General features: G+C 65.9%; 18 protein-coding genes and 1 pseudogene. 5 read left to right on the forward strand and 14 right to left on the reverse strand.

The features are described from left to right. Positions 1-18: 18 nt before the first annotated feature. Positions 19-402, forward strand: coding sequence for a DUF6394 family protein (locus AADV58_RS15845; protein WP_341743674.1), 384 nt, complete (start codon positions 19-21; stop codon positions 400-402). 13 nt (positions 403-415) lie between these two features. Continuing rightward, positions 416-2,254, forward strand: coding sequence for a potassium channel family protein (locus AADV58_RS15850; RefSeq protein WP_341743675.1), 1,839 nt, complete (start codon positions 416-418; stop codon positions 2,252-2,254). On the opposite strand, the pseudogene AADV58_RS15855 reads toward AADV58_RS15850, so the two are convergent. The 3 genes and pseudogenes from AADV58_RS15855 to AADV58_RS15865 form a co-directional block, all read right to left on the reverse strand. After that, positions 2,185-3,921, reverse strand: a pseudogene (locus AADV58_RS15855) (TRAP transporter large permease subunit); the annotation flags it as partial. The gene AADV58_RS15850 and the pseudogene AADV58_RS15855 sit on opposite strands and share 70 nt — an antisense overlap. Positions 3,922-3,924: 3 nt before the next feature. Beyond that, positions 3,925-4,932, reverse strand: a complete 1,008-nt coding sequence (gene dctP / locus AADV58_RS15860; RefSeq protein WP_341743676.1) for a TRAP transporter substrate-binding protein DctP — start codon at positions 4,930-4,932, stop codon at positions 3,925-3,927. 12 nt (positions 4,933-4,944) lie between these two features. Continuing rightward, positions 4,945-5,841 carry a TRAP transporter TatT component family protein gene (locus tag AADV58_RS15865; RefSeq protein WP_341743677.1) on the reverse strand — a complete coding sequence of 299 codons (897 nt, stop codon included), beginning with the start codon at positions 5,839-5,841 and terminating at the stop codon, positions 4,945-4,947. A gap of 118 nt (positions 5,842-5,959) precedes the next feature. Between AADV58_RS15865 and AADV58_RS15870 the strand changes: the two genes are divergently transcribed. Then, a complete protein-coding gene (locus AADV58_RS15870) occupies positions 5,960-7,192 on the forward strand; it encodes an MFS transporter (protein WP_341743678.1) in 1,233 nt (410 codons plus the stop codon). On the opposite strand, the gene AADV58_RS15875 is transcribed toward AADV58_RS15870, so the two are convergent. Together AADV58_RS15875 and ggpS are read right to left on the reverse strand one after the other, a co-directional pair. Beyond that, positions 7,149-8,282 (reverse strand): mechanosensitive ion channel family protein, encoded by a 1,134-nt coding sequence (locus tag AADV58_RS15875; RefSeq protein ID WP_341743679.1) that lies wholly within the window; start codon positions 8,280-8,282, stop codon positions 7,149-7,151. The genes AADV58_RS15870 and AADV58_RS15875 overlap by 44 nt on opposite strands. A gap of 65 nt (positions 8,283-8,347) precedes the next feature. Beyond that, the gene (ggpS, locus tag AADV58_RS15880; RefSeq protein WP_341743680.1) at positions 8,348-10,585 is read right to left on the reverse strand and encodes a glucosylglycerol-phosphate synthase; all 2,238 of its coding nucleotides are present in this window, start codon (positions 10,583-10,585) and stop codon (positions 8,348-8,350) included. Positions 10,586-10,827: 242 nt separating this feature from the next. Here ggpS and AADV58_RS15885 point away from each other — a divergent pair, with 242 nt between their 5' ends. Next, positions 10,828-11,685 carry a mechanosensitive ion channel family protein gene (locus tag AADV58_RS15885; RefSeq protein WP_341743681.1) on the forward strand — a complete coding sequence of 286 codons (858 nt, stop codon included), beginning with the start codon at positions 10,828-10,830 and terminating at the stop codon, positions 11,683-11,685. Between the two features lies 1 nt (position 11,686). Here AADV58_RS15885 and AADV58_RS15890 read toward each other — a convergent pair whose 3' ends face one another. The 9 genes from AADV58_RS15890 to folE2 are packed head-to-tail and all read right to left on the reverse strand — an operon-like array spanning position 11,687 to position 19,196. Continuing rightward, positions 11,687-12,109, reverse strand: a complete 423-nt coding sequence (locus AADV58_RS15890; protein ID WP_028994306.1) for a nuclear transport factor 2 family protein — start codon at positions 12,107-12,109, stop codon at positions 11,687-11,689. Position 12,110: 1 nt separating this feature from the next. Continuing rightward, the gene (locus AADV58_RS15895) at positions 12,111-12,872 is read right to left on the reverse strand and encodes an SDR family NAD(P)-dependent oxidoreductase (RefSeq protein ID WP_341743682.1); all 762 of its coding nucleotides are present in this window, start codon (positions 12,870-12,872) and stop codon (positions 12,111-12,113) included. A gap of 8 nt (positions 12,873-12,880) precedes the next feature. Further along, a complete protein-coding gene (locus tag AADV58_RS15900; protein WP_341743683.1) occupies positions 12,881-13,402 on the reverse strand; it encodes a DUF3833 domain-containing protein in 522 nt (173 codons plus the stop codon). Continuing rightward, positions 13,399-14,622, reverse strand: a complete 1,224-nt coding sequence (locus AADV58_RS15905) for an MFS transporter (protein WP_341743684.1) — start codon at positions 14,620-14,622, stop codon at positions 13,399-13,401. The genes AADV58_RS15900 and AADV58_RS15905 overlap by 4 nt, the downstream gene beginning before the upstream one ends. Position 14,623: 1 nt before the next feature. Then, the gene (locus tag AADV58_RS15910) at positions 14,624-15,118 is read right to left on the reverse strand and encodes a chalcone isomerase family protein (protein WP_341743685.1); all 495 of its coding nucleotides are present in this window, start codon (positions 15,116-15,118) and stop codon (positions 14,624-14,626) included. After that, a complete protein-coding gene (locus tag AADV58_RS15915) occupies positions 15,105-16,295 on the reverse strand; it encodes a cyclopropane-fatty-acyl-phospholipid synthase family protein (RefSeq protein ID WP_341743686.1) in 1,191 nt (396 codons plus the stop codon). Before AADV58_RS15915 ends, AADV58_RS15910 begins: the two co-directional genes overlap by 14 nt. Beyond that, positions 16,292-17,062, reverse strand: a complete 771-nt coding sequence (locus tag AADV58_RS15920) for a DUF1365 domain-containing protein (RefSeq protein WP_341743687.1) — start codon at positions 17,060-17,062, stop codon at positions 16,292-16,294. Before AADV58_RS15920 ends, AADV58_RS15915 begins: the two co-directional genes overlap by 4 nt. Before the next feature lie 7 nt (positions 17,063-17,069). Next, positions 17,070-18,386, reverse strand: a complete 1,317-nt coding sequence (locus AADV58_RS15925) for an NAD(P)/FAD-dependent oxidoreductase (RefSeq protein ID WP_341743688.1) — start codon at positions 18,384-18,386, stop codon at positions 17,070-17,072. 9 nt (positions 18,387-18,395) lie between these two features. Then, positions 18,396-19,196, reverse strand: coding sequence for a GTP cyclohydrolase FolE2 (gene folE2 / locus AADV58_RS15930; RefSeq protein ID WP_341743689.1), 801 nt, complete (start codon positions 19,194-19,196; stop codon positions 18,396-18,398). Positions 19,197-19,342: 146 nt separating this feature from the next. Between folE2 and AADV58_RS15935 the strand changes: the two genes are divergently transcribed. Beyond that, complete coding sequence (locus tag AADV58_RS15935) at positions 19,343-20,251, forward strand: MerR family transcriptional regulator (RefSeq protein WP_281983750.1); 909 nt, start codon at positions 19,343-19,345, stop codon at positions 20,249-20,251. Positions 20,252-20,318 lie beyond the last annotated feature (67 nt).

Below are 20,318 nucleotides of genomic sequence, written 5' to 3' on the forward strand. Positions count from 1 at the left end.
TCTGGAGCAATCACCAGCATGAATCTGGAAAAAGTCGTTTTCGGTTTCTTCATCGTCCTCGCGGCGACCCTGAACTTCGGCTTTTTCCTCGGCGACATCGACCGCCCGGAATTGCACCACGTCTATGAACTGGCGGCGGCACTGGTCGTCAGCCTGATCGCCACCGCGCTCAAGTTCGGCGACCGCACGCAGATCGGCGCCATCCACCTGGCCACCAGCCTGGTCGCCGACCTGCAACTGATCGCCGCCGCCGTCACCTGGGGCGTTGCCGTGCATGTCACCGGCGAGGGCATGACCGCCTCGGTCACGTCCAGCGTCGTCTCGCTGTCCGGCGGCGCGCTGTTCGCCAACGTCGTGTCGGTCATCCTGCTGATTGTGGAAACCGTGATGCTGCGCCGCTGACGCGGAGCCAACGGTGGTCAACAGCACCTTCTTCCTGGTCCTGCGGCGCATGCGTGCGCCGATCATCCTGCTGATCGTTCTCTACGCGATCTCGGTCTTCGGCCTGACGCTGGTCCCCGGCGTCGACGGCGACGGCAATCCGGCACCGCCGCTATCCTTCTTCCACGCTTTCTACTTCATCAGCTATACGGCGACGACCATCGGCTTCGGCGAAATCCCGAATGCCTTCTCCGACGCCCAGCGACTGTGGGTCATCGTCTGCATCTACCTATCGGTGGTCGGCTGGTCATACGCGCTGATCACGCTGATCGCGCTGCTCCAGGACAAAGGCTTCCAGAACACGCTGACCACCAGCCGCTTCCAGCGCCGCGTCCGCCGGCTCAAGGAACCCTTCTACCTGGTCTGCGGTTGCGGCGAGACCGGCGGGCTGATCTGCCGCAACTTCGACCGCCTCGGCCAGGCCTTCGTGGTGCTGGAAAAGGACGAACTGCGCGTCGAGGAACTCGACCTGCTCGACTTCAAGACCGACACCCCGGCGCTGGCCGCCGATGCCAGCCTACCCGACAACCTGCTGCTGGCCGGGCTGCAACACCCGAAATGCCGTGGCGTACTGGCCGTCACCAATGACGAACACGCCAACCTGGCGATTGCCATCGCCGTCCACCTGCTCGCGCCCAAGCTGCCGATCATCGCCCGCGCACGCAGCCCGTCGGTGACCGCCAACATGGCGTCGTTCAACACCGACCACATCATCAACCCCTTTGAGCGTTTCGCCGAGCACCTGGCACTGGCGGTCACCGCGCCCGAACGTTTCCGCCTGATCGAGTTGCTGACCAGCCTGCCGGACTCGCCGATCCCGGCCCCGCACCGGCCGCCGCACGGCCACTGGATACTCTGCGGTTACGGCCGCTTCGGCCAGGCCGTCGGCGAGCGCCTGCAGGCTGCCGGTATTCGCCTGAGCATCATTGACCCGACAGCGCCCGGCGGCGACGAACGCATCGTCGGCGACGGCACCGAAGCCAGAACCCTGATCGCCGCCGGTATTGCCGACGCCTCCGGCATCATTGCCGGCAGCGACAACGACGTGAACAACCTGTCGATCGCCGTCACCGCCACCGAACTCAAGCCCGATCTGTTCGTCGTCACGCGCCAGAACCAGGCCGCCAACAGCGCGCTGTTCCAGGCCTACGGCCCGGAATTTGCGATGGTGCCAAGCCACATCGTTGCCCACGAGTGCATCGCCATCCTGACCACCCCGCTGCTCGCCCGTTTCCTCAACGAATTGAGCAAGCGCGACGAAAGCTGGTGCCATGCGCTGGTCGAACGCTTGCAAGGTCTGTGTAACGGCCTGACCCCGACGGTCTGGAGCATCCGCCTGAACGCCTCGGAAGCCCCTGCCGCCCGGCTGTCGTTGATGCGCGGCCGGGCCTTCAACCTGGCCGAAATCCTGCGCGACGACAGCGACCGCAGCCGGCAATTGCCCGTCATTCCGCTACTGGTCGAGCGCAGCGACCGGATTCACCTGCTGCCCGACGACGACTTCGAGCTGGCCGCCGGCGACCAGTTGCTGTTCGCCAGTTCGCTGCCCACCCTCAACCGCCTCAAGCTGACGCTGCAGAACGCCAACGAAATCGACTACGTGCTCGACGGCAAGACCCATTCGGGTAGCTGGCTGTGGGAGAAGATCGAAGCCTGGCTTGCGCCTCAGAAGCCGGCCACCGAAGGTAGCCAGGTCGCCAGGAAAGGCAGCAGCGAGATGGTCAACACCCCGAGGAAAATCGCCAGCGCCGCCGGCAGCACCGACACCGCCACCTCGCGCAGCGACTTGCCGAACATCGCCGACGAGAAGTAGAGGTTCATGCCCGACGGCGGCGTCAGGTAGGCGAGTTCCAGATTGGCCAGGAAGATGATGCCGAAATGCACCGGGTCGATGCCGTAGGCCAGCGCGATCGGCAGCAGCAGTGGCACCAGGACGACGATGGCGGCGTAGATTTCCATCAGCGCACCGGCCAGCAGCAGGAACAGGTTGAGCGCGATCAGGAAGGTCCATTTGTTGGGCAGCACCGACTGCACCCAGTCGATGGCGCGGTCCGGGATGCCGGCATCGACCAGGAAATTGGTCAGCCCCAGCGCCATGCCGAGGATCAGCATGATGCCGCCGATCACCTGCGCGCAATCGACCAGCGCGCGCAGCACGCCGCGAAAATCGATCTCGCGGTGCAGCAGCGATTGGGTCAGCAAGGCATAGGCCGCCGTCAGCGCCGCGCTCTCGGTCGGCGTGGCAAAGCCGCCGACCAGCGAACCCACCGCCACCACCGGCGCCAGGATTTCCCATTTGGCCGCCCAGGCGGCGCGACGGGCGACAGCGAAATCGGGGCGTGATGGCGGTACCGCCGCCCGCTGTTCGCCACGGCGCAGGAAGCCGCCGACGACCAGCAGGAAGAAGATCATCACCAGCGCCGGCAGGATGCCGGCCAGGAACATGGTGTTGATCGGCACGCGGGCGATGATCGCGTACATGATCAGGGGCACCGACGGCGCCAGCAGCACGCCCAGCGCGCTGGCACTGGTCACCAGACCGATGCCGCGGCGCTCCGGGAAACCCGCTTTCATCAGTAGCGGCAGCAACAGGCCGCCGAGCGCCAGGATGGTCACACCGCTGCCGCCGGTCAGCGCGGTGAAGCAGGAGCAGAGTACGGCGGCGGCCAGGGCCGTGCCGAGCACGCCGCCGCCGAACAACGCGGTGAACAGCGCGCCGAGGCGGGCAGCGGCGCCGGTACGGGCAAACACCAGACCAGCGAGAGTGAACAGCGGCAAGGCCGGCAGCGAGGGATTCACCGTGATCTGGTAATGACTGAGCGGCACCGCCGCCAGCGGCTGACCCTCGCTCCAGAACAGGGCCAGCGCCAGCCCGCCGAGCACGGTGAACACCGGCGCGCCGCACAGCAACAGGAGCAGCAGACCGACGGCGAAGGGCCACAGCGCCAACATCTGGCCGTCGTACTGCTGGGCGAACAACCAGCCGATGGCAGGCAGCGCCAGCAGCGCAGCGATCCGCCATGGCAGGCCAGCCTCCAGGCGCCAGCCGAAGCGCGCACCGAGCAGCAGAAAACCCAGCGGCATGGCGAGCATGAACCACCAGCCGGCAATGCCGTGGGCGATGTCGCGCGGCATCTCCATTTCGGCCAGGACAAAGGTCGCGCTGGCCTGCGCCAGCATGCCGCAGAGCACGGCCGAACCGGCCCGGGCGTAACGCCCGGCCCAGCGGCGCAGGCGTTCATCGCGGGCGGCGGCGAAACCGGCGCCAAGCGAAGTCAGGTGGTTGCCGCGCTCAGCGACCAGCGCACCGAACATGGCCAGCACCAGGCCGGCGTGCTGGACGAAGGACGGCGCGTTGGCGATGCCGACGCCGAACAGCGGCCGAAGGACGATCTCGACCAGCGGCATGGCCAGCATCAGCGCCAGCGCGGCGGCCGCGAGAACAGCGTCGAACGACGCCAGACGAGCCAGCGCCTTCATCGCTCAGCGCTTGCCGGCACGGAAATCCTTGAGATGTCCGACGACCTCGTCGAAGGTCGCCGCCGGCACCAGGCGACCGCGAATCTGCGGGTAGAGGCGTTCGGCCAGCGTGTTCCAGGCCTGCATCTGGGCAGCGTCGGGGGCATTCACGGTCAGCCCGCGCTTCTGCATCGCCGCCACCGCCTCGTCGACTTCCTTGCGCGCCTGGGCACGGATTTCGGCACCGGCTTTGGCGCCGGCTTCGCGCACCGCCTGCTGGGTGGCCGGGCTCATCGCGTCCCACGACTTTCTGGTGACGATCAGCGCGCCGACGATGGGCGCCCAGTTGAGGTCGAGCATGTTGCCGGCGGTGTTGTAGATCTGCGTCGCCAGCGCGAAATAGGGCGTGGACGGAACGGCGTCGATCATCCCGGTCTGGATCGCCGGCAGGATGTCGGCGGTTTCCAGCGGCACCGGCGTGTAGCCGAGGCGCTTCATGATTTCCTGCTGCTCGGCCTCGCCGCCCCAGGCGAAGAACTTCATCGACTTGTAATCGTCGGGATGGCGCGCCGGCTTCTTCGAGAAGAAGCGCACCCAGCCGGCGTCGCCCCAGGCGAGCACGACGAAACCCTGATCGAGGAATTTCTTCTCCATCGCCGGGCGCATCTTCTCGCGCACGTAATCGACCTCTTCCCAGCTACGGAACATCAGCGGCATCGCCTGCAAGGCGGCAATCGACGGCTCGATCTCGCGCAGGCCGACCACCGACATCAGCGCTCCCTGCAACTGGCCGATGCGCATGCGCCGCACCATGTCGGTCTCGCCACCCTGGCTGCCGTCGGGATAGACCAGGTAACGACCGCCGCCCTGAGCCTTGCGCCAGGCTTCGCCCAGGCCCATCAACTGGCGGTGGTAGAGCGAATTTTTCGGCGCCAGCGTGCCGATGCGCAGTTGCTGCTCCTGGGCGGAAGCGACAGGCGCCAGCAGCGACAACAGGCTCCCCAGGCAGAGGACGGCAAGCAGTTTCTTCATGATTTCTCCGGGTCAGAACAGGTCGGGCGCCTGTTCGAGCAGCCAGGCCGCACGGCGGCGCATGACTTCGTTTTGCAGCGTCAGCGGGCTGCCGGCCGTGTCGCGCACGGCCAGCGCCTGGCGCAACAGGGTTTCAAAGCTTTCGCGCTGGCCCGCCGGCAGGGCGATGCTCTCCGCCTTGGCGACGAAAACGGCGGCGCTGCCACCAGCCGCCCGCGCGATGGCGGCGTCGAACCAGCGCGCCGCCAGCGCCCGGTCGCCGCCCGGACGCGCCGCTTCCAGCGTCGCCCGCAGGCTGGTCAGGGCGCCGTTACCCCAGTCGGGGTCGGCGGCCTCGGCCACGGCGGCGAGGCGGACGACCAGCGGCAAGTCGGCAACGATTTCAGGATCGTCCTTGGCCAGCGCGATCCAGCTGCCCCAGGCGGCGGCAGCCCAGTAGGCGAGACCGGTATCGCTTGCCGGCAGCGTCACGCTCGCCGACGGATCGGCCAGCGCTACAGCGAAGCCGGGATGGCGAATTTCCAGCGCGCGCAATGCGTGCCGGCTGGCCCGCTGGTAGAGGCCGGCAGCCCGGCGGCGTAAATGGTCGGCAGCGGCCAGGTCGTCGCGCTCGACGCGGTCGGCCTCGAAAGCGACGAAAGCGTAGGCGTATTCGGTCATGCGCGCGGCCAGGCCTTCGGCCAGTGCGGCATGGCCAGGCTGTTGCGCGAGCACGGCTTCGGACAACTTGAGGTAGAAAGGTGCGGCATCGCGCGCCAGTTCGGGGTCGTTTTCCGCCCCCTGGCTTTGCCCGGCAAGCTCGTCGGCCAGGCTGGTGATCACCAGCGCGCGCGGCGAACAGGCGCTCAGGGCAATCGCCGCCAGCAGGCAGAGGCAAGTTAGCGACAGGGAACGGGCGGCGATGATCATCGCGACAGCTTAGCCGGGCGATGTTACGGCGCCGTTACCACTGTAACAATGCGTACCCATTCGGCAATTCGCCGCCGATCCGGGGCACAATGAAGGCCTTGCCTCACCTCCAGCCGCGATGACCCAGATTCTCCCCCTCACCGCCCTGCTCCTCGGTGTCGCCCTGCTGCTGCTCGGCAGCGGCCTGCTCGGCACGCTGCTCGCCGTGCGCGGCGGCATCGAAGGTTTCGACAGCCAGACGCTGGGCAGCATCGGCGCCATGTACTTTGTCGGCTTTCTGGCCGGTACCTATCTCGGGCCGATGATGATCCGCCGCGTCGGCCATGTGCGTGCCTTCGCCTTCTTTACCGCCGCCATCGCCTGCGCCGCCCTGCTCCACGAACTGCTCGCCAACCCCTGGGTGTGGGGGCTGCTGCGCCTGATCACCGGGATGGGCATGGTCGGTCTTTACACGACCATCGAAAGCTGGCTCAACAGCCATGCGGCACCGGCCCAGCGCAACCGCATCTTCGCCACCTACATGGCGGTCAATCTCGGTTCGCTGGCGCTGGCGCAGCAATTGCTGCACTGGAGCGACCCGGCCGGGCACGTGCTGTTCGCGCTGGCGGCGCTGTCGATCTGCGCTGCCGTGATGCCGGTCGCAGCGACGCGGCTGGCTCAGCCGGTGGTCGAGGAAGTTCACGGCATCGCCCTGCGCACGCTCTTCCAGCGCGCGCCGGTCGCCTGTGCCGCCGGCCTGCTCTCCGGTTTCGCCCAGGGCGCCTTCTGGGGCCTGGCGCCAGTCTGGGCCGATACCAGTGGCCTCGGCCACAACGGCGTCGCCTGGTTCATGACCGTCGCCATCATCGGCGGCGCCGCTTTCCAGTGGCCGATCGGCATCGTCACCAACCACCTGGATCGCGGCCACGTGATCAGCATCATCGCGCTGATCGCCGCCGTACTCGCTGGCGGCCTGTTGCTGGCGTCGGCCCACGGCCTGTTCTGGATACTGCTGGCGGTTTTCGCCTACGGCGGTTTTGCCTTCGCCATGTACCCGCTGGCCGTCGCCCGCATGATGGATCGCCTGGAAAAACCGGAAATCATCGCCGGCTGCGCCAGCCTCTTGCTATTGCATGGCGTTGGCGCCAGCATCAGTCCCTTCCTTGCTGGCACATTGATGCATCACTTCGGTCCGGCCGCCCTGCCGGCCTGGTTTGTCGGCACCCAGTGCCTGCTGGCCGGCACCGCCTGGTGGCTATCGGCCAGAGCGCCGGCTGATATCGAACATCAGACCCCGATGACGCCGATGGTGCGCACCACCCCGGCGGTCATCGAGATGCTGGAGCCGGTACCGACTGCGGCGGAGCGCTGAGCGACTCATCACCCGGCAGCAGATGCAGGGTGCGAGTCGGGAAGGCGATTTCGGCGCCGTGCGCGCTGACGATGTCGGCAATCTTGAGCAGCACGTCCTGCTTGATTTCGTGATACGCGATCCAGTTCGTGGTCCGGGTGAAGGTGTAGACCAGGATGTCGACCGACGAAGGTCCGAAAGTATCGAGATTGACGATCATCGTCTGCGTTTGCTCGATTTCCGGATGCGCCCGCAACATGACCTTGATGTCATCCACGATGCGGGCGACAACACCCATGTCATCGTAGCGTACGCCAATGTACTCCTTGATCCGGCGGTGGCTCATGCGCGACGGGTTTTCGACCGCGATCTGGGTGAAAATCGAATTCGGCACGTACAGCGGACGCTTGTCGAAGGTACGGATGCGCGTCAACCGCCAGCCTATGTCCTCGACCGTACCCTCGATCGCCTTGTCCGGCGAACGAATCCAGTCGCCAACGGCAAATGGCCGGTCAAGATAAACCATCAAGCCGCCAAAGAAATTGGCCAGCAGATCCTTCGCCGCAAAACCGACGGCGATGCCGCCGATCCCGCCGAAGGCCAGCACGCCGGAAATCGAGAATCCCAGACTCTGCAGGCCGACCAGCGTGGCCGTGATCAGCACCGATACCCGCAGCAGTTTGCCGATCGCGTCGACGGTCGTCCGGTCGACCGCCTCGCCACGCTCAAGCTGACGCTGCATGATGGCCGCCTGCATGTTGGCGATCAGGCGAACCAGGAACCAGGTCAGACAACCGATGACGCCAATCGTACGCAGCGGACCGACGGCCTCGAACACGGGGGCATCGGCTTCGCTCTGGACGATGCGCGCGGCGAACGCAAGGCCGACAATCCAGGCCAGCAGCGGCAAGGGCCGGCGCGCTGCATTAACCAGCGCCTCATCCCAGGGATTGGCCGTCTGGGCGGTACGGGCGGCCAGTCGGTCAAGCAGGCGGCGGAGCAGGAAATTGCCGACCACGACCACCGAAACCACCAGGAAAACCTGCACGACGAGCGTCAGTGTCGCGTCGCCGCCGGTCAGGCGGCTCAGCCAAGCGTCGAGTTGTTGCATGAACGGGAGACCTTGATACGAAACAGGCGCAGTTTACCTGCGCCGGATGAACGGAAAATGAAGACTCAACTATTGCCTGGTACCGCAGCAACCGCATCAAGGAACTCTCGCCCCCAGCGATCGATGTCGTTGTTACAGACAATCTCGTTCAAACCGCGTAGCCGGGAATCACGCTCGACCGGGTCCATTTCGATGGCCTGGCGCAAGCGCTCGCGCAGGTCGGCCGGATCGTGCGGATTGGTCAACAGGGCGCCGTGCAGTTCGGCGGCGGCACCGGCAAACTCCGACAGCACCAGCACGCCGCGCCCACCGGTCTGCCCCTGAGTGGCGACATATTCCTTGCACACCAGGTTGAGGCCGTCGCGTAGCGGGGTGATCCACATCACGTCGCTTTCCGCATACCAGGCGACCACTTCCTCGAAGGGCAGCGGCCGGAAGAAGAAGCGGATCGGCGACCAGCCGACTTCAGCGTAGTGGCCGTTGACCCGGCCGACCGCCTGTTCGATCTGCACCTGTAGTTCGTCGTAGATGGTCATTTCCTTGGCCGCCGGCACGCAGACCACGACCAGCGAGACTTTCCCGCGCATTTCCGGATTGCGTTCGAGCAGATCGCCGAAAGCCCGGATCTTCTCCAGCGTGCCCTTGGTGTAGTCGAGGCGCTCGACCGACAGGACCAGACGTTTGCCGGCAAATTCGTTACGGATCGCCGCCCGCCGACCCGGTGTCTTCGGATGTTGCAGCGATTGCCGGATACGGCCGAGATCGAGACCGACCGGATGCGCCCCCAGGCCGATCTGCCGGCCATGCACCTCGATCCGCGTGGTCATCGTCTCCAGACCGACGGCGCAGCCATAAGTCAGGTAGCGCGGCGCGCAGGCGCGGCGTTCGAGAATCTGCAGCGAAGCGACACCGGCGGCGACATCGACGAAGTTCTCCGCCTGGCGCGGAATGTGGAATCCGATGTAGTCGCACTGTAGCAGGCTGCCGACGATTTCGCGGCGCCAAGGCAGGACGTTGAAGGCATCGGCCGACGGGAAATAAGTGTGGTGGAAGAAGGCGATCTTCACATCCGGGCGCAGCTCGCGCAGCACCGCCGGCACCATCCACAGGTTGTAGTCATGTAACCAGATGGTCGCGCCCTCGGCCGCTTCCGCGGCGGCGCGCTCGGCGAACTTGCGGTTCACGGCGAGGAAGACCTGCCAGTCTTCCTCACGGAATACGGCGCGCTCCCAGAAGGTATGGAGCGTCGGCCAGAAGGCTTCCTTGGAAAAACGCTTGTAGAAGACGTCGACCTCATCCTTGCTCAAGGCCACCCGCGCCGCCAGCAGCCCCGGGTAGGCTTTGGCGTCAACGGTGGTATGCACCTCGAACGGCGGATCGTTTGCCTCGTCGTGGATACTCCACGCAACCCAGGAACCGCGCCGCCCCGCCCCAAAAAAGGAAAGCAGAGTGGGAATGATGCCGTTCGGTGACTTCGGCCGGCGCTGCACAATCCGCCCGTTGATCCGGTGCTCCTCGTAGGGCAGGCGGTGATAGACCATGACCAGTTCGGCCGGGCCGCGCTCGGCGCTGACCGTCGCCGCGTCGAGATAACCCGGCTGGAGCAGCGAGAAATGGACAATCGCTTCCAGGATGCCACCGCACCCTGGCTCGCTCGCATGCAGCGTCTTTGGCAGATCGGCGGTGGCCGCCAGCAGGGCCGGTTCCGAATCGCCGACGCAGACACCCTGGAAACCGGCTTCGTACATTGCCAGATCGTTGAGCGTGTCACCGGCCACCAGTACCTGATCATCGGCGACGCCAAGCTGGGCGACCAGCGCGCGCAGGCTGCTGCCCTTGTTTACGCCGGCCGGCAACAGGTCGAGATAGCGGCTGGCCGAATAGAGCACTTCGCAATCGAGCGCGCGCGCCACCTCGATCAAGGCGGGAGTCACCGCATCCTGGTGACAGAAATAGGAACAGCGCCGCTGCTGCGGTACTTCCTGACGCTCCAGCTCGGGAAACTGCGCCATCGCCTCGGCCACCGCCCGTTCACCGGGCCAGCGCAGGTCGATATCGGCCTGCAACGGCTGCACCGGCTGCAGCGAAGCGCCTTCGACGATGGTGCCGCCGACATCGCAGATGATGTAGTCGGGTGTCGGCACCAGCGGGTCGGCGAGCAGCGGCATCACCGCCTCCAGCCCGCGCCCGGTGACAAACACCAGCTGGATGTCCTGGCTGCCGGCAATCAGTTGATAAAGGGTCTGGCGGTGTTCCGCCGAACCGCCGAGAAAGGTTCCGTCAAGGTCGGTGGCCAATAGCATTGCGTCACTCCCGGACGCCCCCCGGAGCGGCGAAACCACAGGACATCAACAGCAAAAAAACCGTCGCACCCTGAGGTGCGACACGAACAAATTACATTGATAACCAATGCAATTTGCCGCCGCGTCAAACATTGTAACAAGCCATCTATATGATTCAAAATATAATTTAAACAAAATCCTATTTATACAACGCAAACTTGATTTGAAAATCAACCAATAAACCAAGCAAACAGGAGAACAACATGCTACCCAGCGACCCGGGGTCACTACACAATCTGCTCCAGCAATTCGCCACCCCGCTGCGGATTGCCACCATCTTCACGCTGGCCCTGTTCTTTCAATACCTGATCAACCGCACAGCGCCAAAATTCCGCGAACTGATCGCCAGCCGTCAGGAAAACTTTGAGGGAGCGCAGCGGGTTCGCACGCTATCGCGCGTACTCCGTTACGCCCTGACGGTGATCCTGAGCGTGGTCACCGGTCTACTGATGCTGGGCGAACTCGGCATTTCGGTCGCGCCGCTGCTCGGCGCCGCCGGTGTCGCCGGCATTGCCATCGGTTTCGGCGCGCAGAGCCTGGTCAAGGATTACTTCACCGGCTTCTTCCTGCTGCTGGAAAACCAGATCCGCATTGGCGACGTCATCGAAGCCGGCGGCAAGACCGGCGCCGTCGAGGAATTGACCCTGCGTTACCTGCGCCTGCGCGACTATGGCGGCAACGTCCATTTCGTCCCCAACGGGCAGATCACCGTCGTCACCAATATGTGCCAGGGTTTCGCCCATGCGGTGATCGATCTTGGCGTCGGCTACGGTGAAAATGTGGACCGAGTCATCGCCGTCATGCAGGACATTGGTGACGAATTGAGCAACGACCCGGCGTACGCCAGCAAGATACTGGCGCCGCTGGAGATCGCTGGCGTCGACCAATGGGCTGCTTCGTCCATCGTCATCCGCGGCCGCTTCCGGGTCGCCCCGGGCGAGCAATGGGGGGTGCGCCGCGAATACCTGCGCCGGGCCAAACTGGCTTTCGACCGACTGGGCATCGAGATACCCTTCCCGCACGTCAAGGTGGTCGACGGCGGCAAACCTGCCGTCGCCTGAATCAGGCCGCCAGCATCCGGCGCAGCCCGCGCCACAGGCCGCCCATCAGCGGCAGCTTCATGTACAACTCCTCGCCGGTGTCCCAGTAATCGCGATGGTGGCTGACCTTGCCGGCGGCGTCGAACTTGAGGTGGGAGACGCCGCGCATCAGTTGCGTCTCGCCTTTGCCCCAGAGCCGCACGCGGAAACTGAATTCCCACACCAGCATGGCACCACCGGCATCGCTGACAGTTTCAGTGACGACGAAGCGCGGCTCGCCGACCTGGGTGAACATGTGGCGGAAGATGCGTTCGATGGCCGGCAGGCCGCGCACCTCGTTGAACGGGTCCTTGAACCAGGCGTCGTCGGCGTAGAACTCGGCGAAGCGGCCGACGGTCTCCGGGGTCAGCGTATGGTAGAAGTCGATCAGGGCATCCAGCTTCATGTCAGCCTCCGGTGAAACGACGGATGAGGGGGAAATACCAGCGGTCGGGCAGCAGCGAGAGCAGCTTGAGGACGCGGGTGAAGCGCTTCGGGTAGTGGATTTCGAAAGCGCCGCCGGCCAGGCCATCGAGCGTTGCCTGCGCCGCCGCCTCCGGCGTGAGCAGCGCCGGCATGGCGAAATCGTTCTGCGCCGTCAGGCGGGTGGCGACGAAGCCGGGATTGATCGCCCAGACACCGATGCCGCGCGGCGCCAGGTCGAGGTACAGGCATTCGGCGAAGTGGATCAGCGCCGCCTTGCCCGGACCGTAAGCCAGCGCCTTGGGCAGGCCGCGGTAGCCGGCAACGCTGGCGACGAAGGCGATACCACCGCCCGGGCGCAGTTCGGGCAGGACGGCGGCGCTCAGGCGCAGGGCGCCATTGAAGTTGACCTCAAGCAGACGCTCGGCCGCCGCCAGGTCGAAGTTGTCGGCGCCCATCGGCAGGTAGTCGCCGGCCAGGTAGACGACCAGGTCGATGCCGCCCCACTCGCGGCAAAGCTCGGCGGTGGCGGCAGCCAGGGCAGCGGCGTCGGTGACGTCGCAGGGCAGGCAGCGGGCGCTGGGGATGGCCAGCGCCGCCAGCGCCTCGGCGCGCCGGCCGCTGAGCGCCAGGCGGGCGCCGTGCGCCGCCAGCAACTTCGCCAGCGCAGCACCGATGCCGGTCGAGGCGCCGAGCAGCCAGACCCGCTTGCCCGACCAGTCCTTGATTCGCGGATTACCTGCCATGTCGCGGCTCAACGCTTGGTGAAACTCAGCGTGACTTCGCCGAGGTGGAAACCCCACTTCGACATGCGCGAGCGGTTGAGCATCACCTTGTCGTCGATCAGGAACATCCAGTCGTCGAAATCGACGTGGTACACCTTGCCGTCGACCGGCAGCGCCAGCACGTAGCGCCAGCGCAGCGCATTGCCCGAGACTTCGCCGATGGCCTCGCCGACGACGTCGTCGGCGGTGCCGATGTAGCGGCCGTCGGGCTGCCGGCGCAGCGTCCACACCCGGCGCGAAGTGCTGCCGTCGGACCAGGTGAAATGCTCGTCGAGCACACCGGTATCGCCCTGCCAGCTGGCATCGATGACGACATGGAAGCGCTTCTGCACGGCGCCGTCACGGCCCTGGAACATGCCCCAGGCGTCGAGCTTGCCGGAGAAATACTGTTCGAGGACCAGGCGCGGTTGCTCGGCCCGGTAATGTTCGACGCCGGGCGTGGCGCAGGCGGCCAGACCCAGCGACAACAAGGCAGCAGCCAGTAGTTTCATGATTCGACCTCCAGTGAATTGCGCCAGCGCCACAACAGGATGGCGGCCAGCGCCTTGAACAGCAGCGGCAGCAAGGCATAGGCCAGGATCAGGGCGGTTTGCCCCTGATCGCTGCCCGGCCGGTAATCGAAGACGCCGAGCAGCGGCAGGGCGATGCCGGCGGCCAGCGCCAGATTGAGCTTGGCGAAGAAGTTCCACACCCCGAAACAGGCACCCGAACGCCCCTGGCGCTCGCCAAGGTCGGCCGCCAGCGCCGCCGGCAGGGCCAGGTCGGCGCCTAGCGCCAGCCCCGACGCCACACAGACGACGGCGAACAGCGCGACATCGCCCGGCCCGAGCAGGCCGGCGCAGGCAAAGGCGAGCATGGCCAGACCCATCGCCAGCAACCAGGCGCGCGGCCGGCCGATGCGCGTCGACAGCTTCAGCCACAGTGGCAGCGACGCCGCCCCGGCCAGGAAGTAGGCAGCCAGCAGCGGACCGCTGGCGCTCTCCGCCTGCAGGATGTCGGCGACGAAGAACAGGAATAGCGTCGCCGGAATCGCCGCGGCGAAGCCGTTGCAGATGAAGACCAGCAACAGCCGGCGGAAGGCGGTATCGCGCAGCACCGCGCGCAGTGCCGGCAGCAAGGCGCTGCTGACCGCCACCCGTGGATCACCTTCGCCAACCCGGGCCAGGGTGACGCCGCCGGCAAGCACCAGCAGCACTGGCAGGACCCAGGCCAGACGGGCGATGCCGTCGTTGAGCGCGGCCGCCAGCAGGGCCGGCAGGGCGGCGGCGACGAGCACGCCGAGCAGGCCGAAAGCCTCGCGCGAAGCGACCAGCCGGGTGCGCTCCGGCGCGTCGTTGCCGACCGCCGCACCCCAGGCCTGGTAGGCGACGGTGGCGGCTGAGAAGCCGGCGTAAGTCAGTAGCAGGCTGGCCAGCAGCCACGGCGCAGCGTGCTCTACCGGCGGGTTGAGCAAGGCAACGAAGCCGAGACCAAAAGGCAGCAAGGACAAGGCCACCATGCGCCGACGCGACACCCGGTCGGCCAGCCAGCCCAGCCAGGGATCGATGCCGGCGTCGAGCAGGCGGGCAAGCAGCAGGATGCCGCCGAGCAGACCGAGATCGAGACCGGTGACATTGGCGTAGAAGGCCGGCACATGGACATACAGCGGCAGCGCGGCGAATGCCAGGGGCAGTGCCAGCAGGCCGTAGGCCAGGGTCGGCAGCGGACGCATCTCAGCCCCGGCCGAGCAAGGCGGCGCGCAGGGCCGGGGCGCTGCTGCGCGGATCAAGCCAGATGCCGAAGAAGGCACGGGCGAAGGCCGGATCGCGCACGGCACCGATCAGGGCATCGTTCTGATAGAAATAGGCGCCGTCATCGCGCCACACGCCGAGCAGGTGATCACCATCACGCACGTCGGGGAAAATCCGGCGCATGGCCTGATCCCAGACGGACAACTGCGCCTCGTCGGCAACCAGGCGGCGCATCTCGGTCGTACTGGCGTCGGCGATGGCCAGACCGGAGAGCTTGCGCCGATAATCCAGGCGCAGCGCCAGTGGCGGGCCGTCGGGAACCTCACCGGTCCACAGGGTGGCGTCGTAGACGTGAAAGCCGAAGCGGCGGAAACTGCCCTGACCGCGCGGACGCAAGCCCTGCATCGGGCTGGCAGTGCCGAGCAGCGGCCAGCACAGTGCCGCCAGCCCGGCCAGGAGCAGACTACGCCGGCGCATGGCCGAGCTCGAACTGGACGACATCGATGTTGCCGGCCAGGAAACCGGCCTCGCAATAAGCCAGGTAGAAACGCCACAGGCGACGGAAACGCTCGTCGAAGCCCTGCTGGCGGATGGCCGGCCAGTTGTGCTCAAAGGCCTGGCGCCACTCGGCCAGGGTACGCGCATAGTCGCGACCGAAGGCAAATTCGTCGTTCACCACCAGCCCCTGCCGGGCTGCGGCGGCACGGAAAGCGGTGCGCGAGGGCAGCATGCCGCCGGGGAAAATGTACTGCTGGATGAAGTCCGTTCCCTTGCGGTAGTCGGCGAACAGGTCGTCGGCGATGGTGATGCTCTGGACCACGGCTTTTCCGCCGGGCTTGAGCGCGCCGGCCAGTTTGGCGAAATAGGTCGGCCACCAGCGTTCGCCGACCGCCTCGAACATCTCGATCGAGACGACGTGATCGAAGCGCTCGTTCAGATCGCGGTAATCCTGCAGGCGCAGGTCGGCTTCCGGCACCCGGTTCTGCGCCCAGGCCAGTTGCGCCGGCGACAGCGTCAGCCCGGTGAGCGCCAGTCCGTCGTTGCAGGCCATATGGGCGAAGCCACCCCAGCCGCAGCCGATTTCCAGAATTTGCTGGCCCGGCTGCGCCTGCAGGCGGTCGAGGATGCGCCGGTACTTGGCCCGTTGGGCGCATTCCAGGCTGCCATCGTCGGCGTCGCGGTAAATCGCCGCCGAATAGCTCATCGTGCGGTCCAGCCACAGGCGGTAGAAATCGTTGCCCAGATCGTAGTGGGCGAGGATGTTGCGCCGGCTACCGCTGCGGCTGTTACGGTTGAGCAGATGACGAATTCGGGCCATCAGCAAGGCGCCCCAGGAGCCGTAGACGGCTTTGCGCAACGTCTCCCGGTTGCCGGCCAGCAGCGCCAGCACGCCGCTCAGGTCGGGGCTGTCCCAGTGGCCGTCAAGATAGGCTTCGGCCAGGCCGATGTCGCCACGGGCAAGTACCCGGCTGAACATCGCTTCGTCGTGCACCTGCAGGCTGACGCCGCTGTCGCCGTCGCCGAACAGGGTATTGCTGCCGTCCGCCAGGCGGATTTCGAGCAGGCCACCGCGCAGGCCGGCGAGCAGCTCGAATACGGTGCGGGTGTCGCGGGCCGGCCGGCGGCCGCCGCGCAGGGTCAGGGTTTCGTTCATTTGCTTGTCTCCTGAAGTAGCGGGCCCTTGCTGCCCGGGTTGGCGCCGACGAAGGGCACGCCCTTCAGCCACAATTTGAGCGCCTGCCAGTGAATGCGGAAAATGACGCCGGCCGTGAGCAGCGGCATGCGCAGGAAGTTGCGCAACAGGCTGCCCGCCCGCCAGCCCTGCGGGCGGCCGGAAATCGAGGTGAGCAGCAGGTCGCCGTCGGCGTCGGCGTAGTCGATGCGGGCCACCTGGGTATCCCGGTCAAGGCGGAAACGAAAGAGGTAGCTGCCTTCGACCTCGCAGAACGGCGAGACGTGGAAGATTTTGGCGGCGTGCAGTTCGGCACCGTCGGCCAGCGGCCGGCCGTGGTCGTGCAGCAGGTAGCTGTGATGACCGCCGAAGGTGTTGTTCACTTCGGCGAGGACAGCGATCAGCGCGCCGGCGCGGTCGCGGCAGTACCAGAAGCTGACCGGATTGAAGACGTAACCGAAAACGCGCGGGAAGGTCTGCAGCACGATCTCGCCGTCGTCGGGCAGGCCGTGCTCGCGCAACACCCCTGTGATCCACGGCAGCAGCGGCGAACCGTCGCGCGGACCGTAGTCCGCGCTGCGCAGCGACAGGATGTTGCGGCGGTCGACCGAGAAGATGCCGCAGTCGCACTCGCCCAGTCGGCGCACCGGCAACTGGAGGTAGAACACCGGATAGACGAAGGCGTTCACCGCCGGTCGCAGGCGCCGGTGCATGACGTGGCCGAGGAAGAGTTCGGGCGAGCCGCGCATGATGACCTCAGGCCGTCTCCGTTTCGGCCAGCATTTCGGCGACGCTACCCTGCCAGGGCGCCTGGACGCCGAGCGCATTGGCAACGCGCAAGGCCGACTTGAGGCCGTCCTCGTGGAAGCCGTAGCTGCCCCAGGCGCCGGCCAGCCAGATGCCGTTCTCGCCCTGGACCTCGGGCAGCCTTTCCTGGGCGGCGATGGCGGCGGCGTCGAACACCGGGTGGGCATAATCGAACTCGGCCAGCACTTTGTCCGGCGCCGGCTCGCTGACCGGGTTGAGGGTCACCACCACCGGCGTCGAGAAAGGCAGCGGCTGCAGCTTGTTGATCAGGTAGGAAACGCCGACCGGCTGCTCGCCCGGCGCGCCTTCGCCGGCAAAATAGTTCCACGCCGACCACAGCGAACGCTGGCGCGGCAGCAGGGCCGGATCGGTATGCAGGATGGCCCGGTTCGGCTGGTAGCGGATCGCCGCCAGCACCTCGCGCTGGGCGTCGCTGGCGGTGTAGCCGAGAATGGCCAACGACTGGTCGCTGTGGCAGGCCATCACCACCTGGTCGTAATGGTCGCTGCCGTGCGCATGCGTCACCCTCAGGCCGGCGGCTTCTCGCGTCACGGCGCTGACCGGGCAGGCGACACGGACGTCGGCGAGCTGTTCGGCGAGCTTGCGCACATAGGTCCGGGCGCCGCCGCTGACGGTGCGCCAGGCCGGCCGGTCGAAAATCTGCAGCAGGCCGTGGTTGTTGCAGAAACGGACGAAGGGCCCGAGCGGCATGGCGCGCATCTGGCCGGTCGGACAGGACCAGATGGCGGCCGCCATCGGCAGCAGGTACCAGTCGGCGAATTCGCGCGAATAGCCGCCGGCGTCGAGAAACTCGCCCAGGCTGCGCGAATCGCCGGGATGCGACAACAGCCAGGCGGTGCTCTCGCGGTTGAAGCGCAGGATGTCGCCGAGCATGCGCCAGAAGGCCGGGCGCAGCAGATTGCGCTTCTGGCCGAAGACCGTGGCCAGGTTGCTGCCCGCCCATTCGAGTTCGGGCTTGCGCAGGCTGACCGCGAACGACATCTCGGTCGCCACCGAATCGACCCCGAGCAGGGCAAACATGGCGATCAGGTTGGGATAGGTACGCTCGTTGAAAACCAGGAAACCGGTATCGACCGGATGCGTGAAACCATCCACGGTGACGTCTACGGTATTGGTGTGACCGCCGAGGTAATCACCCGCCTCGAACAGGGTCACGTCGTAGCGGCGCGACAGCAGCCAGGCGCTGGCCAGTCCGGAAATGCCGGCGCCGACGACGGCGATACGCTGACGGTTCATCCTGTCCATGATCGCTCCTCAGGCATTGCTGCCGTGCAGTTCCGCGTAGGCGGAGTGGTTGTGGATCGACTCGAAATTCTCGGAAATCACCCGCCAGGATGCGACCCGCGGTTCCTTCATCAGGCGCAGGGCGATGTCGCGCACCAGGTCCTCGACGAACTTCGGGTTGTCGTAGGCGCGTTCGGTTACCCATTTCTCGTCCGGCCGCTTGAGCAGACCGAACACCTCGCAGGACGCCTCTTCCTCGGCGATGCGCACCAGTTCGTCCAGCGACATCAGGGCGCGTAAATTGACCGACAGGGTGATGTGCGAGCGCTGGTTGTGCGCACCGTAATCGGAAATCTTCTTCGAGCAGGGGCAGAGGCTGGTCACCGGCGCGGTGATTTCCATGCTCAGGGTCGGGTAGCGCCCTTCCTGCTTGTCGACGATGAAAGCCGCGTCGTAGTCGAGCAGGCTCTCGGCGCCGGAAACCGGTGCCGCCTTGCGGATGAACCAGGGGAAACGCATTTCGATGCGGCCACTGCTGGCCTCAAGGCGCATCAACATTTCTTCGAGCATGCGGAACAGGCCGTCCTGGCTGACCACGCCACGCCCGGCTTCGAGCAGCTCGACGAAGCGCGACATATGGGTTCCCTTGACGTCGGCAGCCAGACCGACGGTCATGGCTATGGTCGCCACGGTGGCCAGCACCGAACCATCGGCCGACTGGAACTGGATCGGATAGCGCAAGCCCTTGACGCCGACGTTCTGGATCGCCAGAAAACGGGTATCCGGGCTGGACTGGACATCGGGCAGGAAGATTTTTTCCGGGGCGTTCATGCGTTTTCTCCAAATGGGTCGCAAGGGTGAACAAAAACTGGGGCTAACCGCTATTTTGTCCTGGACAAAAACAAGCTTTGTTCGTAAGATAGTCAGCAAATCGATCAATGTCAACTGTTTGCCTAACATTTGTTCAGGACAAAACAATGAACTCCCCGAATTTCAATATTGCCGCCGTCGAACGCGAAACCGGACTTTCCAAGGATGTCCTGCGCGTCTGGGAACGCCGTTACGGCTTTCCGTCACCGGAACGCGACAGCACCGGCGAACGCCAGTACAGCGCCGAGCAGGTGGACCGCCTGTGCCAGATAAAACGCCTGATGGACCGCGGCCACCGGCCCGGCAAGCTGATTGCGCTACCGACCGAGGAACTCGCCGTCCTCGCCCCGCGCCACGCGAATGTTGCCGGTGAACCGGCGGCGAACGCCGACGCCGACGACCTGGCCGCGCTGATTGAGCTGATCCGCCGCCACGACGCGACCGGCTTCACCCAGGCCATGCAACAGCGCGTAGCCCGCCAGGGCCTGCAGCGTTTTGTCCAGGACACCATTGCCCCGCTGTCCTGGCAGATCGGCCAGGCCTGGGAAAGCGGTCGCATCGAAGTTTTCGAGGAACACCTGTTCACCGAACTGAGCAAGCGCCTGCTGCGCCAAAACATCGCCGCGCTGCCGGCCGGCCGGGGCCATCCCCGCATCCTGCTGACCACGGTGCCCGAGGAACAGCATGTGCTCGGCCTGCTGATGGCCGAGGCCCTGTTCTGCCTCGAAGGCGCGGAATGCATCCCGCTGGGCACGCAGATGCCGCTGATGGAGATCGTCCGCGCCAGCGAGGCGCACGCCGCCGACATCGTTGCCCTGTCCTTCTCCAGCGCCTTCCCCGCACGCCAGGTCGCTCCGTTGCTGCAACAACTGCGTGCCCTGCTGCCCAGCGAAATCTGTCTGTGGGCCGGCGGCGCCGGGGTACAACGGACCGCCGCCATCCCCGGCGTCAGTCTGCTGCTCAGCCTGGACGACGCGCTGCAAGCCCTGCACAGCCGACAGCAAATGGGCGTTTGAAACCCGACATCGTGTCGCATCGCCCACGGAGAAAATCCGACAAATAGACTGCCACAGTCGCCGAATC

Source organism: Azonexus hydrophilus (assembly GCF_038368255.1).
GTDB lineage: Bacteria > Pseudomonadota > Gammaproteobacteria > Burkholderiales > Rhodocyclaceae > Azonexus > Azonexus hydrophilus.

Bases quoted from the DNA above. Each gene is read 5' to 3' on its own strand.
- AADV58_RS15915 (WP_341743686.1), bottom strand. From the start codon at position 16,295: ATGAACGAAACCCTGACCCTGCGCGGCGGCCGCCGGCCGGCCCGCGAC.
- AADV58_RS15845 (WP_341743674.1), top strand. From the start codon at position 19: ATGAATCTGGAAAAAGTCGTTTTCGGTTTCTTCATCGTCCTCGCGGCG.
- AADV58_RS15925 (WP_341743688.1), bottom strand. From the start codon at position 18,386: ATGGACAGGATGAACCGTCAGCGTATCGCCGTCGTCGGCGCCGGCATT.
- ggpS (WP_341743680.1), bottom strand. From the start codon at position 10,585: ATGCTATTGGCCACCGACCTTGACGGAACCTTTCTCGGCGGTTCGGCG.
- AADV58_RS15920 (WP_341743687.1), bottom strand. From the start codon at position 17,062: ATGCGCGGCTCGCCCGAACTCTTCCTCGGCCACGTCATGCACCGGCGC.
- AADV58_RS15935 (WP_281983750.1), top strand. From the start codon at position 19,343: ATGAACTCCCCGAATTTCAATATTGCCGCCGTCGAACGCGAAACCGGA.
- AADV58_RS15910 (WP_341743685.1), bottom strand. From the start codon at position 15,118: ATGCGCCGGCGTAGTCTGCTCCTGGCCGGGCTGGCGGCACTGTGCTGG.
- AADV58_RS15900 (WP_341743683.1), bottom strand. From the start codon at position 13,402: ATGAAACTACTGGCTGCTGCCTTGTTGTCGCTGGGTCTGGCCGCCTGC.
- AADV58_RS15870 (WP_341743678.1), top strand. From the start codon at position 5,960: ATGACCCAGATTCTCCCCCTCACCGCCCTGCTCCTCGGTGTCGCCCTG.
- AADV58_RS15895 (WP_341743682.1), bottom strand. From the start codon at position 12,872: ATGGCAGGTAATCCGCGAATCAAGGACTGGTCGGGCAAGCGGGTCTGG.
- AADV58_RS15885 (WP_341743681.1), top strand. From the start codon at position 10,828: ATGCTACCCAGCGACCCGGGGTCACTACACAATCTGCTCCAGCAATTC.
- AADV58_RS15875 (WP_341743679.1), bottom strand. From the start codon at position 8,282: ATGCAACAACTCGACGCTTGGCTGAGCCGCCTGACCGGCGGCGACGCG.
- AADV58_RS15890 (WP_028994306.1), bottom strand. From the start codon at position 12,109: ATGAAGCTGGATGCCCTGATCGACTTCTACCATACGCTGACCCCGGAG.
- AADV58_RS15905 (WP_341743684.1), bottom strand. From the start codon at position 14,622: ATGCGTCCGCTGCCGACCCTGGCCTACGGCCTGCTGGCACTGCCCCTG.
- AADV58_RS15865 (WP_341743677.1), bottom strand. From the start codon at position 5,841: ATGATCATCGCCGCCCGTTCCCTGTCGCTAACTTGCCTCTGCCTGCTG.
- folE2 (WP_341743689.1), bottom strand. From the start codon at position 19,196: ATGAACGCCCCGGAAAAAATCTTCCTGCCCGATGTCCAGTCCAGCCCG.
- dctP (WP_341743676.1), bottom strand. From the start codon at position 4,932: ATGAAGAAACTGCTTGCCGTCCTCTGCCTGGGGAGCCTGTTGTCGCTG.